Source organism: Proteus vulgaris (assembly GCF_023100685.1).
Classification (GTDB): domain Bacteria; phylum Pseudomonadota; class Gammaproteobacteria; order Enterobacterales; family Enterobacteriaceae; genus Proteus.
On the sequence record NZ_CP090064.1, the window covers coordinates 215,804 to 235,363 of the forward strand.

Genomic DNA, 19,560 nt, shown 5'->3' on the forward strand with positions numbered 1-19,560 from the left:
ACAAGGAGAGCCAATGACAACCACTCTTTTTAAACATTCGTGGTTATCTCGTGAAAAGCAGTTTTCTGCTTTTACGAATGGCACTTTATTGGATTTTTGGAACCAGCGTAAAGAAGGTGAGTTTACGGGCGTTGATGGCGTAAAGATCCGTTATGTTCATTGGCGTTCAGCATCGCACAATAAAGCACTAGTAATTTCTTCAGGCCGTAGTGAAAGCTATGTAAAGTACCCTGAAGTTGCATTTGATTTTTTCCATATTGGCTACGATGTTTTTTTGCTTGATCATAGAGGGCAAGGCCTGTCAGGCAGACTATTAGAAGATACACAAAAAGGTCATGTAGAAAAATTCAGTGATTATATTGATGACTTCTCAACATTCATTGATACGATAGTGCTGCCTTATCAATACCAACATTATTTTGCATTAGCCCATTCAATGGGTGGTGCTATCTTAGCGGGATATCTTCTAAAACATCCTCATGTTTTTAAAGCAGCCGCATTAAGTGCGCCGATGTTTGGTATTAATTTACCGATACCTCGCTGGGTGGCTAATTTTTTAGTCAATCGAGCAGAACAAAGTCAATCTGAAAGAAATAACTACGCAGTATCAACAGGTAAATGGTTTCCACTACCTTTTATTCTTAATGTGTTAACACATAGCCATGAACGATACCGTCGTTATTTACGTTATTACGCTGATTATCCTGAATTACGATTAGGTGGCCCTACTTATCATTGGATAGGAGAAAGCCTACAAACAGGGGATTGGTTAATTGAACATGCGGGAGAGATTGATACCCCTTTATTAGTGCTTGAAGCTGAGCATGACAAGGTGGTGGATAATCAAGAGCTAAGGGCTTTCTGTGAACGTTATAGTCAGTCCAGAACAAGAGAAGAAAAGCAAAAATTGCCACTGGTGATTAAGGGTGCGCATCATGAAATCTTGTTCGAAATAGATAAGCTACGCTCACAAGCATTGAATGAAATCTGTGAGTTTTATGATAAGCATTTATTTTAATCAGGAATGTGTATGTATTCGATAGTCGCTTCAGATCTTGATGGCACGTTGTTATCACCTAATCATGTATTAACTCCCTATACGCAAGAAACACTACACCTACTTATTAATAAAGGGGTGCATTTTGTATTTGCAACGGGTCGTCATCATGTTGATGTTGCTCAAATTCGTGACGGGTTAGGCATTAACGCTTATATGATAACGTCTAATGGTGCAAGAGTGCATAACACGCATGGTGACCTTATTTTTAGCCAAGATCTTGAGCCTGAAATCGCTTATGACTTGGCTCTTATGGTTTTTGAACACCCTGAAATTGAAACTAATATTTATGCTGGTGACTACTGGTATGTTAATAAAGAGATGCCGGGGGCTTGTGAGTTTTTTCGAGAATCAGACTTTAGCTATGAATTATATTGTAAAACCGGATTCCCGACTACCAATGTCTGTAAGGTCTTTTTCACCTCTGAAGATCATGAGCTATTACTGAAGCTAGAGAATGAAATTAATCAGCGTTGGGGTGATAAGGTCAATGTGAGTTTCTCACTGCGTAATTGCTTAGAAGTGATGGCAGGGGGCGTATCTAAAGGTGAGGCACTAGAGAAAGTGGCTGAACTGATGCAACACTCAGCGAAAGATGCTATCGCATTTGGTGATGGTATGAATGACAAAGAGATGCTAAAGATAGCGGGTAAAGGTTGCATTATGGAAAATGCCCATCAGGCATTAAAAGATCTGCTACCCAATATGGAAGTCATTGGTGCTAATGCGGATGAAGCAGTTCCTCATTATTTACGCAAGTTATACCAAGTGTGATCCCTTCTAAAGAACAAGGCGAACAAAATGTTGTTCGCCTTGTTCTTTGTTCTTTTTAAATCTATCTACATTTCGTCAGTGGTATTGCATCGTAAACTGCAATGTTCCATTTGCTTTGCCTGCACTCGTTGTATTAGATGTTTGGATATATCCTGCCTCTAAAGGAATAGAATAACTGCCTGCGGCGTTATTTTTTTCACTCACAGTAATTAATTGCCCCAGCTTAATAGGCTGATTTTTATATTTAACTTGGATACCGTAACCCTTAGCGGTATTGCTGTCTGTTGGGTTACTTAAACCAATGGTTCCAGTTGTTTGTTGGTCATCAGCAACACCATCAAATCGGATCTTAATTGGTGAAACCGGATCACAACTCAAATTAATATTAAAATCTTTGATACTCTCTGGGCTGACAGAGCCAACACCATTAAAACTCGATTTAGGTACTGCACCCAGTGGCACATTAATATTATTATTCACAACATCACAGCCACTAGAGATGATGTTTAAAGATGATAGATTAATTTTAGGTTCACTTTTTCCTACATAGTCACTGGTAATAAAGCCATTATTGTAGAGAATAAGCATTGCGACCCATGACGCTGGGATCGTTTGTGATTTCACATTATCTCGTAATTTATAAAGCTTCATTTCTAATGACACAGAATAATTACCGCTGGTCGCATTAGTTGAGCAAATAAGGCGATTACTGTAGTTACCATCAATATTTTGCTGACCATCGACATAAGCAGAGCCACTACAACTCCCACTAATGGTGCCATGTAAGGTATAACCTACACCACTGCTGTTAAGCTCTTTGACATAAGCGCCATTGACTCTTGGGCTTGATGCATTAAAAGAGCCTGGTAAATAAATCCCTGGTCTTACTGCACCACCGGAGAGATTCCACCAAGTCCATGCATTCACAGTTCCTAAATTAATCGTTGCGACTTCGGTTAAAATAGGTGCTGAACGTGAGACATAAATGGGAGCAGAATAGGTGACTGTTTTAGTGGTAAGGTCTGCCCTAAACTCTGCAAATGTGGTTGATGTATACAAAACAGCAGACAGACAACCAAGAGTTATATATTTATTCATTGTGCTCACCTATCTGCATTCAAGTTGTAAAAATTGGATTTTTTCTAAGGCAAGATCCACATTTAATGCTGTTTGGCACTGTTCGACAGCACTATTGCCCCATTTAGCACGTAGTTGGCTACGTTCAGGTACGCCATTTAAGAAAACTTCACCATCATTGGCTACAATCCCACTTGAAAGCACTTGGTCATCTTTATAAATCTCAACTTGGGTACCAAATGGCAGTGGTGTTCCGTTGTAGTGTAAGTTTGCAAGTACTCGAGCGCCTTTTCTTGCTTTGAAATCGGCTAAGACAATTGCTCCTTTGGTTGGAATAACGGTTGTTGATGTTAATTCAACATCGTTATTACCCGTTAAAGAAGAGGGATCAACCGTCACTTTATTACGTTCATAACGTGAAACATTCGGAATAACGGCATAGCCTTGTGCATTGGTATAAAGGCTTTGCGCGTTACTGACTTTTAAGTTATCAATATCTTCTGCTTTAATTAAAATAGCAGAATCGTAAATGGTGCGAGAGGAGGTGATCCCTCCTTGATGAACCAAAAGTGCACCCGTCGCGCCCCAATTTATTGATTGATAGCGTTTGTCGTAATTGTAACCTGCACTAATCTCGCCTCCAGAAGCACTGTAGTTGCCATTAACAGAGCCACTGTATTCTTGACGAGAATGATTGTAGTTTTGTGAAATATCATATTGCAGGTTGTTATCTTTTAACTGTGTACCACTTAAACTCACTGAACTAATAGAATCACCTTGTTTGCTGGTGTTATAGCGATAACTTAACCAGTTGTTATTCTGAGCAATATTAAATGGAAGACTAAAGTTAATAGATAAAATCTGATCGGCTAATCCATTTTCTTGACGCTTGTTATAGGCATAAGAGACGCTATAACTTAATGCACGATAATTTGAATTAAAACTCACATTTACATTGCGATCGACTCTGTCTTGATACCAATAATATTGTTGATAACCATTTAATGAGAGATAGCCCATATCTCCTAAAGATTGCGATACAGATAACTGAAACTGTTTTTTCTTACGATAGAGATGAGAAAATCGCTCATTAGCCGCTGAGAAATCGTAATAATCTTTTGTTGAATAGCGATAAGAAGCTAATGAAAAACCCGTTTTGGTATCAGGTAAATATTTTGAGTATTGAACACGATAAGATTGTCCTTGGGCTTCATTGTCATTTATTAAGGTTGTTTTCGCGTGAGTAATGTCCGCAGAAACGGCACCCAAATAGCCAAGATTAATCCCAGTACCTAATGCATAAGCTTGATAATCAGCAGAGATTAATGTGCCACCATAAATGGAAAAATTGTAAGGAAGCCCATAAATAGCAGAGGTTTGAAAGAAATTAGGTTTTCTTGCAGCTGCGTCTGCATGATATTTACCAATATCTACACTGTATTTTAAGCTACCCGCGCGTTGCATCATGGGAACAGCAGAAAAAGGTTGTGAAAAGGTACGGGTTGTTCCATCGGCTTCTTCGATCGTAACTTGTAAATCACCGCTGTAAGAAGTGGGATATAAATCTGAAATAGCAAACTCACCTGGTGGAACGGAGGTCTGATAAATAATGCTGTTATTTTGTCGAACGGTGACAACAGCATTACTTTGCGCGATACCTCTGACGATGGGAGCAAATCCACGTTGGCTTTGTGGCAACATGCTTTCATCAGAAGCTAATTTAATACCACGATAAGGAATACTTTCTAATACATCATTATCAGAAGCGGTTTCACCTATAGTTAAACGACTTTTTAAACTACGAATATCTCGTTCAACATAAGTCTGTAAGCTATTCCACTGAGATGAATTATCACTGTTTTTATTGTAGTTACTGTGGTTACGTAAACGCCAAGCGCCCACGTTAACACCACTACGTAATCCTAAGAAAATAGAGTTACTATTATTTTGGTCACGATACCAATACTGATTTTGACGATAAGTGTAATTTACAAAGGCAGCATTTATGCCATCGTTCCATTGTGCTGGTGGAATATAGCCTTGCCCATAATTGTATAAAGCAATTTGTGGTATAGAAAACGACAAACGTGCTCGTGAAAAATCATACTCATACTTTGCATTTGGAATAACGCTAGCAATATCGGTAACTGTTGATGTACTCGCTTGCTGGTTAAATTGCGAAGTTGCAGACTCTTTTACTCCCCAATTTAATAAATCTTGTTTGGTGAGCTCTGGCGCTAGTGTCTTTTTTTCTTCATCAAAAATAAAACGGACTTGGCGATTATCGATTAATTTATTATTGAGATAAATATCAACAGAATAGATACCAGGAAGTTGTCCTCCAGTATAAGAAAAATAATCAAGGCTATTAATATCCGCGACCTGATTTTCTATTCCTAAATTGAGCGCATCAGGATTAAATTGCTCTTCAGCAATGACCTGATAAGGAAATAAAATAGAGGCTATCGCCATGGCAAGTAAACAGTGGCGATAGAGATTATCAGTAGGAAATACCGATAATCGTTTTGTAGGTAATGCGATGATGGATAAAGTCATAACTCTACACTCTTAATTTAATACTTTATCTACAGTTGCACCGTAGTCATTAATAAACTGCACAGTGACTTTCTGAGCAATTGGACTCTCTTTAAGTAATACGACTTCTTGATAAGGGTTAATTAAAGGGTCGTAAGGGTAGCGTTTGTCATCAATAAAAATATGTTTGATCGTGAGGTGATAAGGTGTTTTGTTGTTAAGCACCAAGCCTTGGCTTTGTTTTGATAATTCGACGTTATTAAAGTTAAGTGGCTCAATATCATGGGAGCGTAAAAAGAGTTTAAATTGAGAATTAATGACGAGTTGCAATTGATTCTCAGGGCTCTTTTCAACAGGTGGGATTGATTTTATATTAAGCCAATAGACGACTTCAGTATTGGAATTTAACGGTTCACCAGTATAGGAAATACGCGCAGTTCCTGTTCCATCAGGCTCAATACGAAAAAGCGGTGGTGTTGCAATAAAAGGGGGTTTTTCTGTGCCTTGAAAAGCAGAAACCCAACTTTGGATGAGATAAGGTTTTTCTTTATCGGTATTTAGAATAGGAATGCTTATTTCACGAGCATTATCGTTATAAACAAATCGAGTTCCCCCCACACTTACTCCAGCAGCATGGCTTACCGTTATGAGAGAAAATAATAAAAATAGAGTTAGAAAAATATTCTTTTTCATAAATGGCGCTACAAAGTTAAGGGAAATAAGAGGGTAATAAGGATTACCCTCGTTTTTATTATTTATATTGGATGCTATAAACAGCAGATCCATTTGCTGGGCCTGGTGTTGCTTGGGCTGTTGCTTTGTAACGTGCAACATAATCTAAGTTAATTTCAGTTCCTTTGATTTCGACTTCTTTTGAATCGTCATATAGGTTTATTTGAGATACGGCATCTTTTTCAAACAGAGCGATACCCACATTTGTCGCGCCACCAGAGACTTGGTCAATGGCTAAAATATCGCTATCAATTGCATCACGAGTCCCGCCAAAACGGACAGCGACTGTCGTATCAACAGGACAATCAATTAGTTTAATAGTGAAGTCTTTAAGGCCAGCAACTTCACCTTTAGTCGCTAAACTTTTTGATGATACTTTTCCTAAATCTACGGTTAGATTTTTAGAAGAACTATCCACAGTACAGGCTTGATCTGTTATTTCTCCGGTAAAATTAATTGTGCCCGATGCAAAAGCAGCAGGTGCAGAAAGTAGAGAGAGACTCATCCCTAATAAATAGAGAGATTTATTTAATTTGCTCATGAACGGTCCTATATAAAAAGTAATTATCTTTACTTTTTAATTTATTTATAAGTATAGATTTAAGTATTGGTTTATTCGCATATAAAATATGCCAATAAAATATAACATCACGAAAAATTTAAGTTAATAAAGATTTACATGAGTTTTTTTGTCTTTATATCAAATTATTTAATGTTCGTTTTTAAAATTAAAAATAATGTTTAATTAGTCACAAATTAAATCTTGGTATAGTCATTTATTATTTATTAAAGATAATAAATTTGTTATATCTCCTGTTGAAAATGAATTTTTATTCAAATAAAGATAGAACTTATATTCTTTATCTTCATTATGTATATTTAATTTTTTAATCGTATTTTTATTCAATTCTTCTTGAACAACCGTTAAAGGAAGTCGAGAATAACCAAGGCCTTGCTTAACAAAGTTTATTGCTGTTTCCACAGAGCCAACATGAATAATTTGGTTATTATGATCGGCATCTGAGCTGTTAGCGAGTAAAGAAATATAAGTATGTTGTTGTAATTCCTTTGATAATTCATCATGTTGTAGATGTTGTAAAACACTCTTAGGATGTGTTACTAACACTGTTTTAATACTTTCTAAATCAATGGGTTGCAATGATTTTATATTGTAATGTGTTATCACCAAATCTTGATCTTTTTGTGCTAAAAAATCTGATTTACTAAGCGCTGTTTTATGAATATTAATATCATAGTGTTTATTGTCTTTAATAAATTGAGAAATTTTATTCCAGAAAAGACCTGAAATATATAAAGGATCTATCAGTATGTTTATCTTTAACTTATTGTTAAATAAAAAATTTTTAGCCTCTTTTTCTAATGAAATCGCTTTTTCAGTAATTTCTCTAGAGAGTTCAAGTAATACTTTACCTTCATGAGTAAGTACCGCTCGCCTTTTCTCTAAAGAGAGGATCTCAACGCCTAAAGTCTGCTCTAATTTATTGATAGTATAGCTAATTGATGATTGTGTTCTATATAATGCATCTGCGGCCTGAGCAAAGCCACCGTAGTCAACGACAGCTTGTAAGGTAATCCACTGATCGAGAGTCGTTCGGGATTTTTCCATAATGGAACCTTTATATTATTGTTTATTTAATACTCATTAAAAATGAAGCTAGCAATATATCTTAGCATTGTTAATAGGTAGTAATACTCATTTTAAAATCAAGTTTAAAAAATATTAACATTATAATCTGTAATGTCATCTATTAATAAGTAATACAATTCTAAGAAAAGTATTTATTATTTTTTATTTGAAGATTTTTATTTTATAAATTAGACATGTTTTTTTTATTCTTTTTCGTTATTTTTTTCCATATAACTAAAAGGTGTTACTTGGAACAATAAGTAATATCTTCTATTTATATTATTGTTGATGTTTATTCATTTTTTATTTTTAATTTAATTTTTTATTAAGTTATAGATTTTAATTAAAGTATGTTTTAAATTTTATTGTTTTAAAATAATCGTGAATTTATTATTTATAATTATTTTTCTTTTTATTTTTTATCTATTCTTATTCATTCTTAGCATTAAAACTTAGAATGTTAAATATTTTATATTTGACTTAAGGTGATTAAAGTAAGATAAATAAGACTGCCTTTAACGATAGTTGCTGTTTATTAATCCAAATTAGACTATTTTTTAGTGCTAAATATCGATATTCAGAAGTGTTCTACTATGTAAAGCTATTGGCATTTTAAATACTGATGTTAAGTATTGTACGCTATAAATGACTTAATTTATTTAACTTAGGGAAGGAAAATGATCGGTTAGCGATAATAATTTAAAAGCTAAAAACCAACAAAGAGTAATTTCTACTCATTTAAGGAGTGTAATTAAGTATAAAAACGTAATGACATGATTTAGATCAATAATTGTAAGCTGATTTTATTTAGGAGTCCGATTCCGTTAACAGAGCGGTAAAATAATAAAGGTAAGACAAAATATATTTCACCTTAAGGTAAATTAAATACCTTATCCAAAATGACATTTTATTTTCTGGATAAATTGGTCATTAGTTAGAAAAATATACCGTATTAAAAATATTTTCCTGAAAGAATAGTGAGCTTTTTATGATGCTCACTTTATTATATTCATACTACTATCGAGTGGTAGATAGTTTCTTTATGTTATTACTTATCAATTTTATTAAACAAAAAATCAAAAAATAATTTGTTTTTTTTCTAGAAATAAGAGGCTAAGAAGAAAATGCGGATTAATTTTATACAATCAATAAGCTATAAGAGAAACAGCTACACAGAATAGAATAAAAAAGGCGTCAGAAAAGGGGATGAAAGGAATGAGGAAGAAAAGAATAGAGCCATTACCTTTCTTTTTTTTCAAGAAGATAATGGCTTTTTATCAAATAAATTGAAGGGGGATTATAACCCACCGACTTCTCTAGGTGTTGCTCGCATTGAGCTACGAATTGTATTACCCATCATATCCACTCTTGCTTGGAATGGTGGGAATGGTAATGGGATACCATGTTCTGCAAAAGCTAAGAGAATATTTTGATGAATTTCATGTCTCGCTGGCATTCTATGCCCCATCTCTGCGGCATAAACACGTAATTCGAAAATCTGAATACCTTGTTGTAAATCGACTAAATAAACCTCAGGCGCTGGGTTCTCTAAAATCATCGTAGAGCGTTTTGATGCTTCTAATAAGACATTGGTGACGTGCTCACTGTTGCAGTCTGCGGGGGCAGGAATGGTCATCACAATACGGGTAACAGAGTCCGACAGAGACCAGTTAATAAATTGTTCTGTGATAAAGGCTTTATTCGGTACGATAATCTCTTTTCTATCCCAGTCGGTCAACGTTGTCGCTCGGGTGTTGATCTTAGAAATATTCCCCGTCAAATTACGAATGGTTACGGTATCACCAATACGGATCGGTTTTTCAAATAAGATCATCAACCCTGAAATGATATTGGCAAAAATTTCTTGTAAACCAAAGCCTAACCCAACCCCCATTGCTGCGACTAACCATTGTAATTTTGACCATTCAATCCCTAATAAAGAGAAGCCTACAATACTACCAATTAGAGTGATGCTGTATTTAGTCATGGTAGTAATGGCATAGCCTGTACCTGGCGTTAAATCTAAATGTTGTAAAATAGCCAGTTCAAGTAAAGCGGGTAAGTTTCTCACCAATTGCGTAGTGATAATAATCACAAGGATCGCCACTAAAATAGATCCCATGGTAATAGGTTGTATGGTGTTAACTCCATTCACCGATGAGGTTACATCCCAAAGACGAATATTATCGACAAAGGAAAATGCAGTGTTTAATTCAGACCATAATAAGATCATCGACACTAGTGCAATCATAGTCAGAATAGAGCGAACTAAACCAATAGATTGCGCACTGATTGCATCAAGGTCTATTTCTTGAGCCTCTATTTCTAGCCCTACAGTACTCTCACCGCTACTGCCTACTATGGTATTTTCATCTTCGCCTTTTGCACGTTGGGCGAGAATTTCAGCTCGTTTCTGTTTAGCTCGTTCAAAGGCTAATTTACGACGTTGAATAAGCATCCAACGTTGAATAATGTGATAGATAATCAGTAAAGCAAACCAAATTGCTACTGACATTTCTAAACGGCCAAGCAAGACAATCGAGGTAGAAAGGTAACCTAAAACAGCGGCTAATCCTGCAATAACAGGAGCAAGAAGTAAGAACCACCATAAGATAGTGTTTATTGCATTATCACCAGATCCATGTTTATCAAGATAAAGGGGAACATGGGCTTTTTTAAGACTGGAAGTAATAAAGCTTAGGGCGATACAGAGTAGCAAGAAACAGAAGCGACCAACGGTTGGTGCAAATTCTCTATCACTATAATATTCAAAGGTAATTAATGACATCATCAGCGGGACGATGACAAAAATGGAAAGCTGGTAAAAACGCATTGCTTTTTTGACTCTACTTTCTTTCCATTTAAATTGAGCAATAAATAAACCGTTATGACGTGCGAAGGTTGCACTGATCATAAATAGCCACAACACGGGAGCGGCCGCCGTTACACCATAGCCAATTGCGCCAGCCATTGGATAACGCCATTCAACACTTTGTAAGCCATAACCAACCGCAGACCATAACAGAGGTAGCGGAAGTGCAATTAAAATAGACCAAAATACGGTGCGTATTGTCAGTGAAAAATGATCTTGAGTGACTTTACCAATACGGTTACTGACCCTTTCAAGAAAGGCGTTGTAGTGCTTTCGAGTACGAAGGCTAAAACCAACAATTGATAAGGTAACAAACAGGAATAGAAACGTATCTTGGTTTTTAAGCATGCTAACAGCTGCATGGCCTAATTGTGAAAAGGTATCTAACGAAAGTAACCGAGTGATATCTTTGACTAATAAAACCGGATAATTGAATTTGATAGGGCTGATATCGGCAACCCAGAACATATAACGGTTTGTCGCGTCTTTTGTTTCTTTTAAAGCATCCGCTAATTGTGTTGTGGCAACTTTCAGTTTTGTTAACTCAAGAATTTGAGAATCATAACCGGATAGCAGAGAATTTAATAATTCATGGCGTGCTTGGATAAGAGAATCAAAAATATATTGCTGAGCTTCAGGCAATTTAGAGCCATCGGCAGTTTCTGGTGGCTGGATCTTACTTAAGTTTTCCAGCATATCCTCATAACCTAAACGCTCAACACGTAATTGAATAATATCTCTATCAAGTTCTTGTGAACGAGGCATTTCAGGTAAACGAGAAAGTTGTGTTCTTAGTGCTTCACCTAAGGCTGTTGAGCCACTTAACCATTGAGCTTGCTCTCGAATAGTTGTTAGTGTTTGGCGGACTTGTTGTGTTTGTTGGGTGGTGATGCGCTGTTTTTCTGATAGCTCACTCATTTCCTGAGTTTGTTTATTCAGGATCTGCGAAAGTTCACGATTAGTTTGGATCTGTTTTGTCAGAAACTCAGGTAATTCGCCACCTTGTTCTGCTAACATCTCTGTTTTTTCTAACGCAAGATCAGCGACTTCTTGGCGTTTTATATTCAATAAACTACGTAATTGTTGTAGTTGTACATCAAGGCGTTGATAGCGTTTTTTAAATAGTTCTAAGCGAAGACGTGCTATTTCTTGGCGATTATTCGCTGATAGCTGTGCCATTTCTAGCTCATTAACCATCGCCTTACGAGCTGTTACTTCAGCTTGAGTCAGCTTATTTTGAGCTTCTGTTAACGGTGTTGTTGATGCACTGACAGAGGCAAGCCTTGCTGTTGCGTCACTCAATAAACGACGTGCTTCCGAGAGTTGTTGAGGCAATAAATTTAAAGACTCACTGATTTCACGGCTTTTGTCTTGTTCTTGCTGTTGAAGCCTTGCTTGCTCCATTAATTGGCTACTGACTTGAATAATTTTCTGTTCTAAATCAGGAATGCTAATTTTTTCTGGGATAGTTGGAACTGCGTGACTTTCTTCAAGAAGCTTAGTTCTGAGTTCTTTGGTGATCTCTGGATAATCATCAATGGTTTTTTGATAGTTGTCTGCATTTTTTTGCGCTTTTTCACCATCATTAATCCAGTTGATAGTGCCTTGTAGCGCCTGAACAGCCTCAATATCTTGAGGATTAGTACTTCCTTCAAGTTGTTTAATATCTTGACGTAATTTCTCTACATCTGCTGATATTGCAGATGTGCTTAACGAAAAAGTCAAAAAGAGCGAGAAGAAAAGACTGATTATCAGGCGCACAAAGGTTACTCCGAATTACGTATTATTCACTGATGGCGTTAGCGTCATTGCCAGCAACATTGATGATGGAACCTAATTGTTCCCCCATTAATGTAACGGAGCCATTTATAAGATCTTTATTCAATTGAACGGTATTTTCAGGGAAAAGGTTGATGACTGTTGAGCCTAACTTAAATCGGCCCATTTCCTCACCTTTTTTCAAGAATATCGCTCCTGCTTTGTCTGCTTGAGGATAAGTCCAACGTTTAATAATACCTTCACGAGGCGGTGTTACCATGCCACACCAAATCGTTTCAATACTACCGACAATAGTTGCACCTACCAGAATTTGTATCATTGGACCAAATTGTGTTTCAAAAAGACAAATAATGCGTTCATTACGTGCAAATAAGTTTGGTACATTGGCCGCCGTTAATGGATTAACGGAGAAGAGATCACCAGGAACATAAATCATCTCTTTTAATAAACCATCGCAAGGCATGTGAACACGGTGGTAATCGCGAGGCGAAAGATATGTCGTAATAAACTGACCATTACGGAACTTATCTGCCAACATAAAGTTACCTGCGAGTAACGCTTCAAGAGTGTAATGATGTCCTTTAGCTTGCAGAATTTGATCGTCTTGGATAAGACCAAGTTGGCTGACAGCACCGTCTGCTGGTAATGCAAGTTTGTCATCACCTTCAACAATAGGACGTACGCCGTCTTTTAAAGCCCGGATAAAGAACTCATTGAATGTTGAATAAGCTTGGAACTGGCTGTCTTTCGCTTCATTCATATCGACTTTATAGGCTTTTGCGAAGGCTTTGATAACAAACTGGGTGATTGCACCCGCTTTTTTGTTTGCAAACCAACCTGCTAGCTGTGTGAGCCATAATTTAGGCAATAAATACTGTAGTTTAATTTTTAGCTTGTCCAAAATGGCAACCTCTGGGATTAAACGATAAAAAATAGACAAAAGGGGTCTATTGTACCCACCCTTAATAGGGTTGTCAGTGAATCAATTATTAAGAGTCTAAATTAATGTTCTTACGAACTTTCACCTGACTCATACTTTCTAAAATACGATGGTAGTTTTCAAAGCGTGTTTCTGATATTTCACCCTTCTTTACGGCTTCACTGATTAAGCAACCCGGATCGTCTAAATGTTTACAATCGCGGAATTTACAACCACCAAGGTACGGTCTAAATTCAACAAATCCTTTTGTCACTTGATCAGGCGTTAAATGCCATAAGCCAAATTCACGGACACCTGGAGAATCAATCACATCTCCGCCTTGTGGGAAATGGTAAAGACGTGATGCGGTTGTTGTATGTTGCCCTAAACCAGAGTTATCAGAGACCTGATTAACAACAATACTTTCTTCCATCGGTGGTAGTAGCGTGTTAAGTAAGCTTGATTTACCCACACCAGACTGCCCAGCAAAAATAGAGATACGGCCGATAAGTTCTTGCGTGAGCGCATCTAGCCCTTCTTTAGTATAGCTAGAGACTTCAAGGACACGATAACCAATGTCTTTATAAGTCTGCATCCATTCACTAACTGTCTTACGACTTTGTTCATCTAACATATCGATTTTATTGAGCACAATTAGAGGTTCAACATTTAACGTTTCGCAAGCGACAAGGTAACGGTCGATAATATTTAAAGACAACTCAGGCAAAATGGCGGAGACAATAATAATCTGGTCAATGTTTGCCGCAATAGGTTTAATTCCATCATAATAGTCAGGGCGTGTTAGCACAGAGGTACGCTCATGTACCGCTTCAACGATACCATTCACTCGGACATTTTCTTGTATTTGTAGCGCAGGGCGCCACACAACTTTATCACCTGTCACTAAGGATGAAATTGTGCGTCGGATATTGCATCGAGTAATCGAGCCGTCAGTTGCTTCAATATCTGCATGTTGGCCAAAACGGCTAATGACTAAACCTTCGGACGCTTCGCCTAATTGCGTATCGTCTAATTCAACGTGGTTTTTTTTCTCTTTGCTCTGCAAACGCTTTTTATGGTTTTCTTGTACTCGACGTTGCTGGCCTTTAGATAATTTACGTTTTGTCACCGATCCTCACTTGTATTATTCGGTTAGATGTTCTTCTGTCGTGCTTATTGAGTAAACGCGCTATGATAAACGCTAAAATATCATGTCTCACACTTAGAAACAGCTAGGATATATTATGTCAAAAAGCGAGAACAATCTGATCTGGATAGATCTGGAAATGACCGGTCTTGATCCTGAATGTGACCGTATCATCGAAATTGCCACCATTGTGACAGATCCTCAACTTAATATTTTAGCCGAAGGCCCAGTAATTGCTGTACACCAATCGGATGAACAACTGAGTTTAATGGATGAATGGAATACTCGCACTCATACTGGTAGTGGTTTAGTTGAGCGTGTGAAAGCCAGTCAATATGATGATAATTCAGCACAAAAAGCGACAATTGAATTCCTAGAAAAATGGGTGCCTAAAGGGGTATCACCTATTTGTGGCAATAGTGTGGGCCAAGACCGACGTTTTTTGTACCGTTATATGCCAGAGCTAGAGCAATATTTTCACTACCGCTATCTTGATGTCAGTACATTAAAAGAGTTGGCGCGTCGTTGGAAGCCTGAAATTTTAGACGGTTTTAAGAAAAAGAATACTCATCAAGCATTAGATGATATTCGTGAATCTATTGCAGAGCTAGACTATTATCGTAAGACCTTTATTAAAGAGTGAAAAATGTGCACTCATGATTGATATTGCATCATTGTGATGATTTTATCAGCATGCAATCAAAAAAACGCATTTTTTTGTTGATAAGGGCTTGCGGTTAAGCATTTTTCTCGTATAATGCGCTTCCCGTACCGATGAAGAATTTTATTTGTACGGGTGTAAGAAAGATGCGGGAATAGCTCAGTTGGTAGAGCACAACCTTGCCAAGGTTGGGGTCGCGAGTTCGAGTCTCGTTTCCCGCTCCAATCTTTCTTAGACGATTGTTAGTAGTGTTATGTGATGCGGGAATAGCTCAGTTGGTAGAGCACAACCTTGCCAAGGTTGGGGTCGCGAGTTCGAGTCTCGTTTCCCGCTCCAAATCTTTTACTAACTATTGTCAAAACTTACCAAATGCGGGAATAGCTCAGTTGGTAGAGCACAACCTTGCCAAGGTTGGGGTCGCGAGTTCGAGTCTCGTTTCCCGCTCCAAGTTTTTCTCTTCTGTTTCAACAAATCTTATTTTTAATCCCCATAAAGAAAATTTTAAGTTTTTCCTCTCGCTTTTTTAAATATCGACTACACTGTTTTAGGATCATAAATTAGGGAATTTTACTTAATACACGTAAAGAGAGTGTGAGTGATTATTGTGCAAAAAAAGAAATGTCGTTAATGCATGTAAGATCAAGCTATTTTTTTGTGATCTATCTTTGATCTTTGCTTGCTTTTCTATTTTGACGGCACTAGAATGTGCGCCTTTCCTCATTTAAGGGGGAAATAAAAGGCAAGATCATTTTTTCGGTTTTAGGCCTTTATTCTGTTAAACATGCATTGAATAGTATTTTAGAAAAAAGAAAGGGTTTTAGGCGCTTTTCTTTAAAAAAATGTAATAAATATTCTACTATTCTTAAAATCTTCCCAAATTGATTTATCCACAGTGAGATGCTAATAACCACCGCATCTAAGCACTATTTATTTTTTTACTGCACAGAGTTATCCACAGATACCTATCATTAAGTGATAAGGATATTATTCTCTTCAATAAATCAATTGGATTTTATATCTATTTGATAATTCAGTTTATTTTATTTTTTTTGAAAATTGAGTCTTAGTTCGCTTGAATTTTTTTTTCATGTTGATAGGCAAGGGATTTTTATTTTATTCACAGGTGAAATTAAAGATTACTCGTTATATGTTTATTATGTTAAAAACTAAGCATCTCTCGGTAAGCCTTTAGTTATTGCTCTTACTAGACGTTTTTGTTGTGAAGTCTGTATTTTTACCTCTTTTTCATTTCGTTTTGCTGTCTGCTGGGCAATTGCCCAATTCAAATGTTCATCTAAAACATCACTTAATCCAAAGCGCTCTTTCAAGGCAAGTATAATTTTATCTTGATAAGGCGCATTTCCTAACGCCACGCTAATATTTCTAAGCCAGCGTAAGTAACCAATACGACGGATCGGCGAACCTTCTGTTATACGAAGAAATTTTTCTTCACTCCATTGAAAAAGATCGAGTAATTCAGGTGTATGAAGTGCTCGGCGGGGAGAGAAATCCTCTTCATCTGTCAATGATGAGAAGCGATTCCAAGGACAAATAAGCTGACAATCATCACAACCATAGATGCGGTTACCCATTAATGGGCGAAATTCTTCAGGGATCGCGCCATCAAGCTCAATTGTAAGATACGAAATACACCGCCGTGCATCGATAGTATAAGGCTCGACAATGGCGCCAGTCGGGCACGTTGTCATGCAAGCGACACATTTACCACATTGTTCTTCGACAGGGCTATCTGTGGGTAAAGGCAAATCGATAAGTAACTCACCTAGAAAGAACCAAGAGCCAGCTTGGTTGTTGATAACAAGTGAGTGTTTACCAACCCAGCCAAGTCCAGCTTTAACCGCTAAAGGGCGTTCCATTATAGGTGCTGAATCAACGAAAGGACGAAAATTGACGATCCCTTGATATTCATATTGTTGGCAATATTGAGTAATTTTTTCGCCGAGCTTTTTAAGACGCTGCCTTAATACTTTGTGATAATCCCGACCTAGTGCATAGCGACTAATATAGCCTTGTTCTGGATTATTTAATGTTCGTGCGAAAGCGGCATCTGTGGGAAGGTAATTCATTCTCACGCTAATAACCCGCAATGTGCCAGGCACAAGTTCATGAGGTCTTGCACGCGTCATACCATATTTCGCCATCCATGCCATTTCGCCATGATATTGTTTATCTAACCAAGCTTGTAAGCGAGGCTCTTCAAGTGATAAGTCAGTATCACATATCCCAGTTTGTTGAAAACCTAGCTCAGAACCCCATAATTTAATGTTTTGAGCGAGAAGATTAAGATCGAGTGATGACATGAATAAACCGAATCAATAGGTAAGAGGTGAGTCCTAAGAGCGCGCAGTGTATCATAGTGAGCCAGTAGGAAAAATCCTCGCAATAAATAGATTTATGGTATGGTTATTTGATAGTTATTTCGATAACTATTTGCCTTAAGAGAACATATAAAGCTTGGTATTTGAGGTTATCCAACGATCTCTCTTTATTAAGCCGTTATAACTTAACAATAGATTATATTAATATGAAAGAATGGGTTGTTACATTAGAAGATGAAGCGGCAACAGTTGAACTAGGGCGTACTGTTGCAATGGCGACTAATCATAGCGGATTGATCATTTATTTATATGGCGATCTTGGTGCTGGAAAAACAACCTTTAGCCGAGGCTTTTTGCAAGCGCTTGGTCATCAAGGGCATGTTAAAAGCCCAACATATACATTAGTTGAGCCTTATATGCTTTCGCCGAATCCTGTTTATCATTTCGATCTTTATCGTTTAGCATCGGCGGAGGAGCTGGAATTTATGGGAATACGCGACTATTTTGAGCAAGACGCGTTATGTCTTATTGAATGGCCATCACAAGGCGAAGGCTTTTTACCTAACGCCGATTTAGAACTTCATTTAAGCTATGAAGATGAAGGTCGAAAAGCGCGTTTTGTTGCCCTTTCACAAAGAGGGAATACTGTTTTATCCCATATTCAGTCTGCATAAAGGAATATTGATTATGTCGAGTCTCATCACCATTGTGAGTCAAAGTCAGCGCTATGTTGTTGCCTTTCTGTTGGTTGTTTTGTCTTTATTTTTTGTGCAAATAGCACAAGCCGCTACTGTGACAGAAGTAAAAGCAGAAAACGGTATTTCAGCAACAACCCTCACATTCTCTTTTAGTGGTGGGAAGCCTAGCTATCGATATTATTCATTAAAAAATCCTGACCGTTTGGTGATGGATTTTAAACAGAGCACAAAAATTACAGGGTTGCCTGCAACATTAGGCAATGGGCAGTTAGTTCATAAAATTCGTGCAACGCAATCAAAAGATAGCCAATATCAAAGTATGGTCGTGGAACTTGCCCAGCCAATTGTTGTGACTGAAAGTCTAATGAATGTAAGCGGTGATTATAAGTTAGTGCTTACTATCAAAGCAATGAATGCTCGACAAAATAATCACTCTCAACCCACCGTGAATGTGGTCGCTTTAGCGCCGACAACAATGACGGCGTCAGCCTCAAATATAAATAGAGAAATGGCGCCTTTAACCATGACACCCAAAGCAGAGATTGCCCCAGTTGCTCCTATTGTGAAACCACGTACCACTCCATCAAAACCACAAGCGGGCTCTCGTCAAATTATTATTGCGATAGATGCAGGTCATGGTGGGCAAGATCCTGGTGCGATAGGCCAGAAAGGTAATCGTGAAAAAGATGTCACTTTAAGTGTGGCAAGAAAATTAGAAACTCGTTTACATAACGATCCGATGTTTAAACCGGTATTAACTCGTAATGGTGACTATTTTATTTCCGTTGCTGGACGTTCGGAAGTTGCCCGTAAGCAAAATGCGAATATGTTAGTTTCTATCCATGCAGACTCGGCCCCTAATCGCAGTGCAAGAGGCGCTTCTGTGTGGGTGCTTTCTAATCGTCGAGCAAACAGTGAATTAGGTAAATGGCTTGAACAAAGTGAAAAGCAATCTGAATTACTTGGTGGTGCAGGTGATGCTTTATCTGATGGGGCTGATCCTTATTTAAGTCAAACGGTACTTGATTTGCAATTTGGTAATTCACAGCGTGTGGGTTATGACGTTGCTGTTGCTGTGTTATCTGAGTTGAGAAAAGTTGGGTCTTTGCATAAAAAGACACCAGAACATGCGAGTTTAGGCGTGTTACGTTCACCGGATATCCCTTCAATTTTAGTTGAAACGGGTTTTATTAGTCATGCAGCTGAAGAACAGTTACTGATTTCTGATGCTTATCAAGAAAAACTTGCCGCTTCTATTCATGCGGGTTTAAGAAATTATTTTCTGGCTCATCCTTTACAAAATGCACCCAATTGATTGAGTA

14 protein-coding genes and 3 tRNA genes are annotated in these 19,560 nt (G+C 37.4%); 8 read left to right on the top strand and 9 right to left on the bottom strand.

Annotated features, from left to right (window positions below; all coding sequences use genetic code 11):
• Nucleotides 1–13: 13 nt before the first annotated feature.
• Entirely contained in the window at nt 14–1,018 is a 1,005-nt protein-coding gene (pldB, locus tag LW139_RS01105; protein ID WP_247850509.1) for a lysophospholipase L2, read from the top strand.
• 12 nt (nt 1,019–1,030) lie between these two features.
• Complete coding sequence (gene yigL, locus LW139_RS01110; protein WP_247850510.1) at nt 1,031–1,831, top strand: sugar/pyridoxal phosphate phosphatase YigL; 801 nt, start codon at nt 1,031–1,033, stop codon at nt 1,829–1,831.
• Nucleotides 1,832–1,906: 75 nt separating this feature from the next.
• On the opposite strand, the gene LW139_RS01115 is transcribed toward yigL, so the two are convergent.
• The 8 genes from LW139_RS01115 to rsgA form a co-directional block, all read right to left on the bottom strand.
• Complete coding sequence (locus tag LW139_RS01115; RefSeq protein ID WP_208105161.1) at nt 1,907–2,929, bottom strand: fimbrial protein; 1,023 nt, start codon at nt 2,927–2,929, stop codon at nt 1,907–1,909.
• A 9-nt stretch (nt 2,930–2,938) separates the two neighbouring features.
• A complete protein-coding gene (locus LW139_RS01120; RefSeq protein WP_166540270.1) occupies nt 2,939–5,464 on the bottom strand; it encodes a fimbria/pilus outer membrane usher protein in 2,526 nt (841 codons plus the stop codon).
• Between the two features lie 12 nt (nt 5,465–5,476).
• Nucleotides 5,477–6,136 carry a fimbrial biogenesis chaperone gene (locus LW139_RS01125; RefSeq protein ID WP_166540271.1) on the bottom strand — a complete coding sequence of 220 codons (660 nt, stop codon included), beginning with the start codon at nt 6,134–6,136 and terminating at the stop codon, nt 5,477–5,479.
• 58 nt (nt 6,137–6,194) lie between these two features.
• Nucleotides 6,195–6,716 (bottom strand): fimbrial protein, encoded by a 522-nt coding sequence (locus tag LW139_RS01130; protein WP_166540272.1) that lies wholly within the window; start codon nt 6,714–6,716, stop codon nt 6,195–6,197.
• Between the two features lie 231 nt (nt 6,717–6,947).
• On the bottom strand, nt 6,948–7,802 hold the full coding sequence (locus tag LW139_RS01135) for a LysR family transcriptional regulator (RefSeq protein ID WP_247850511.1): 855 nt from the start codon (nt 7,800–7,802) through the stop codon (nt 6,948–6,950).
• A 1,318-nt stretch (nt 7,803–9,120) separates the two neighbouring features.
• Nucleotides 9,121–12,456: a miniconductance mechanosensitive channel MscM gene (gene mscM / locus LW139_RS01140; RefSeq protein WP_166540274.1), complete on the bottom strand. Its 3,336-nt coding sequence runs from the start codon at nt 12,454–12,456 to the stop codon at nt 9,121–9,123.
• Between the two features lie 22 nt (nt 12,457–12,478).
• Nucleotides 12,479–13,375, bottom strand: a complete 897-nt coding sequence (asd, locus tag LW139_RS01145) for an archaetidylserine decarboxylase (protein ID WP_247850512.1) — start codon at nt 13,373–13,375, stop codon at nt 12,479–12,481.
• Between the two features lie 88 nt (nt 13,376–13,463).
• Nucleotides 13,464–14,522 (bottom strand): small ribosomal subunit biogenesis GTPase RsgA, encoded by a 1,059-nt coding sequence (gene rsgA / locus LW139_RS01150; RefSeq protein ID WP_166540275.1) that lies wholly within the window; start codon nt 14,520–14,522, stop codon nt 13,464–13,466.
• A gap of 115 nt (nt 14,523–14,637) precedes the next feature.
• Here rsgA and orn point away from each other — a divergent pair, with 115 nt between their 5' ends.
• The 4 genes from orn to LW139_RS01170 all read left to right on the top strand — a co-directional run bounded on the left by orn (nt 14,638) and on the right by LW139_RS01170 (nt 15,648).
• Nucleotides 14,638–15,183 (top strand): oligoribonuclease, encoded by a 546-nt coding sequence (gene orn / locus LW139_RS01155; RefSeq protein WP_166540276.1) that lies wholly within the window; start codon nt 14,638–14,640, stop codon nt 15,181–15,183.
• A 166-nt stretch (nt 15,184–15,349) separates the two neighbouring features.
• Nucleotides 15,350–15,425, top strand: a tRNA-Gly gene (locus LW139_RS01160).
• A gap of 36 nt (nt 15,426–15,461) precedes the next feature.
• A tRNA-Gly gene (locus LW139_RS01165) sits at nt 15,462–15,537 on the top strand.
• Between the two features lie 35 nt (nt 15,538–15,572).
• Nucleotides 15,573–15,648: transfer RNA gene (locus LW139_RS01170), tRNA-Gly, on the top strand.
• 719 nt (nt 15,649–16,367) lie between these two features.
• Here LW139_RS01170 and queG read toward each other — a convergent pair.
• Nucleotides 16,368–17,522 (bottom strand): tRNA epoxyqueuosine(34) reductase QueG, encoded by a 1,155-nt coding sequence (queG, locus tag LW139_RS01175; RefSeq protein ID WP_109408470.1) that lies wholly within the window; start codon nt 17,520–17,522, stop codon nt 16,368–16,370.
• Between the two features lie 224 nt (nt 17,523–17,746).
• Between queG and tsaE the strand changes: the two genes are divergently transcribed.
• Nucleotides 17,747–18,214, top strand: coding sequence for a tRNA (adenosine(37)-N6)-threonylcarbamoyltransferase complex ATPase subunit type 1 TsaE (tsaE, locus tag LW139_RS01180; RefSeq protein ID WP_072069608.1), 468 nt, complete (start codon nt 17,747–17,749; stop codon nt 18,212–18,214).
• Between the two features lie 13 nt (nt 18,215–18,227).
• Nucleotides 18,228–19,553 carry an N-acetylmuramoyl-L-alanine amidase gene (locus LW139_RS01185; protein ID WP_247850513.1) on the top strand — a complete coding sequence of 442 codons (1,326 nt, stop codon included), beginning with the start codon at nt 18,228–18,230 and terminating at the stop codon, nt 19,551–19,553.
• Nucleotides 19,554–19,560 lie beyond the last annotated feature (7 nt).

Bases quoted from the DNA above. Each gene is read 5' to 3' on its own strand.
- LW139_RS01135 (WP_247850511.1), bottom strand. From the start codon at position 7,802: ATGGAAAAATCCCGAACGACTCTCGATCAGTGGATTACCTTACAAGCT.
- LW139_RS01115 (WP_208105161.1), bottom strand. From the start codon at position 2,929: ATGAATAAATATATAACTCTTGGTTGTCTGTCTGCTGTTTTGTATACA.
- LW139_RS01185 (WP_247850513.1), top strand. From the start codon at position 18,228: ATGTCGAGTCTCATCACCATTGTGAGTCAAAGTCAGCGCTATGTTGTT.
- orn (WP_166540276.1), top strand. From the start codon at position 14,638: ATGTCAAAAAGCGAGAACAATCTGATCTGGATAGATCTGGAAATGACC.
- tsaE (WP_072069608.1), top strand. From the start codon at position 17,747: ATGAAAGAATGGGTTGTTACATTAGAAGATGAAGCGGCAACAGTTGAA.
- yigL (WP_247850510.1), top strand. From the start codon at position 1,031: ATGTATTCGATAGTCGCTTCAGATCTTGATGGCACGTTGTTATCACCT.
- LW139_RS01130 (WP_166540272.1), bottom strand. From the start codon at position 6,716: ATGAGCAAATTAAATAAATCTCTCTATTTATTAGGGATGAGTCTCTCT.
- LW139_RS01125 (WP_166540271.1), bottom strand. From the start codon at position 6,136: ATGAAAAAGAATATTTTTCTAACTCTATTTTTATTATTTTCTCTCATA.
- queG (WP_109408470.1), bottom strand. From the start codon at position 17,522: ATGTCATCACTCGATCTTAATCTTCTCGCTCAAAACATTAAATTATGG.
- pldB (WP_247850509.1), top strand. From the start codon at position 14: ATGACAACCACTCTTTTTAAACATTCGTGGTTATCTCGTGAAAAGCAG.
- LW139_RS01120 (WP_166540270.1), bottom strand. From the start codon at position 5,464: ATGACTTTATCCATCATCGCATTACCTACAAAACGATTATCGGTATTT.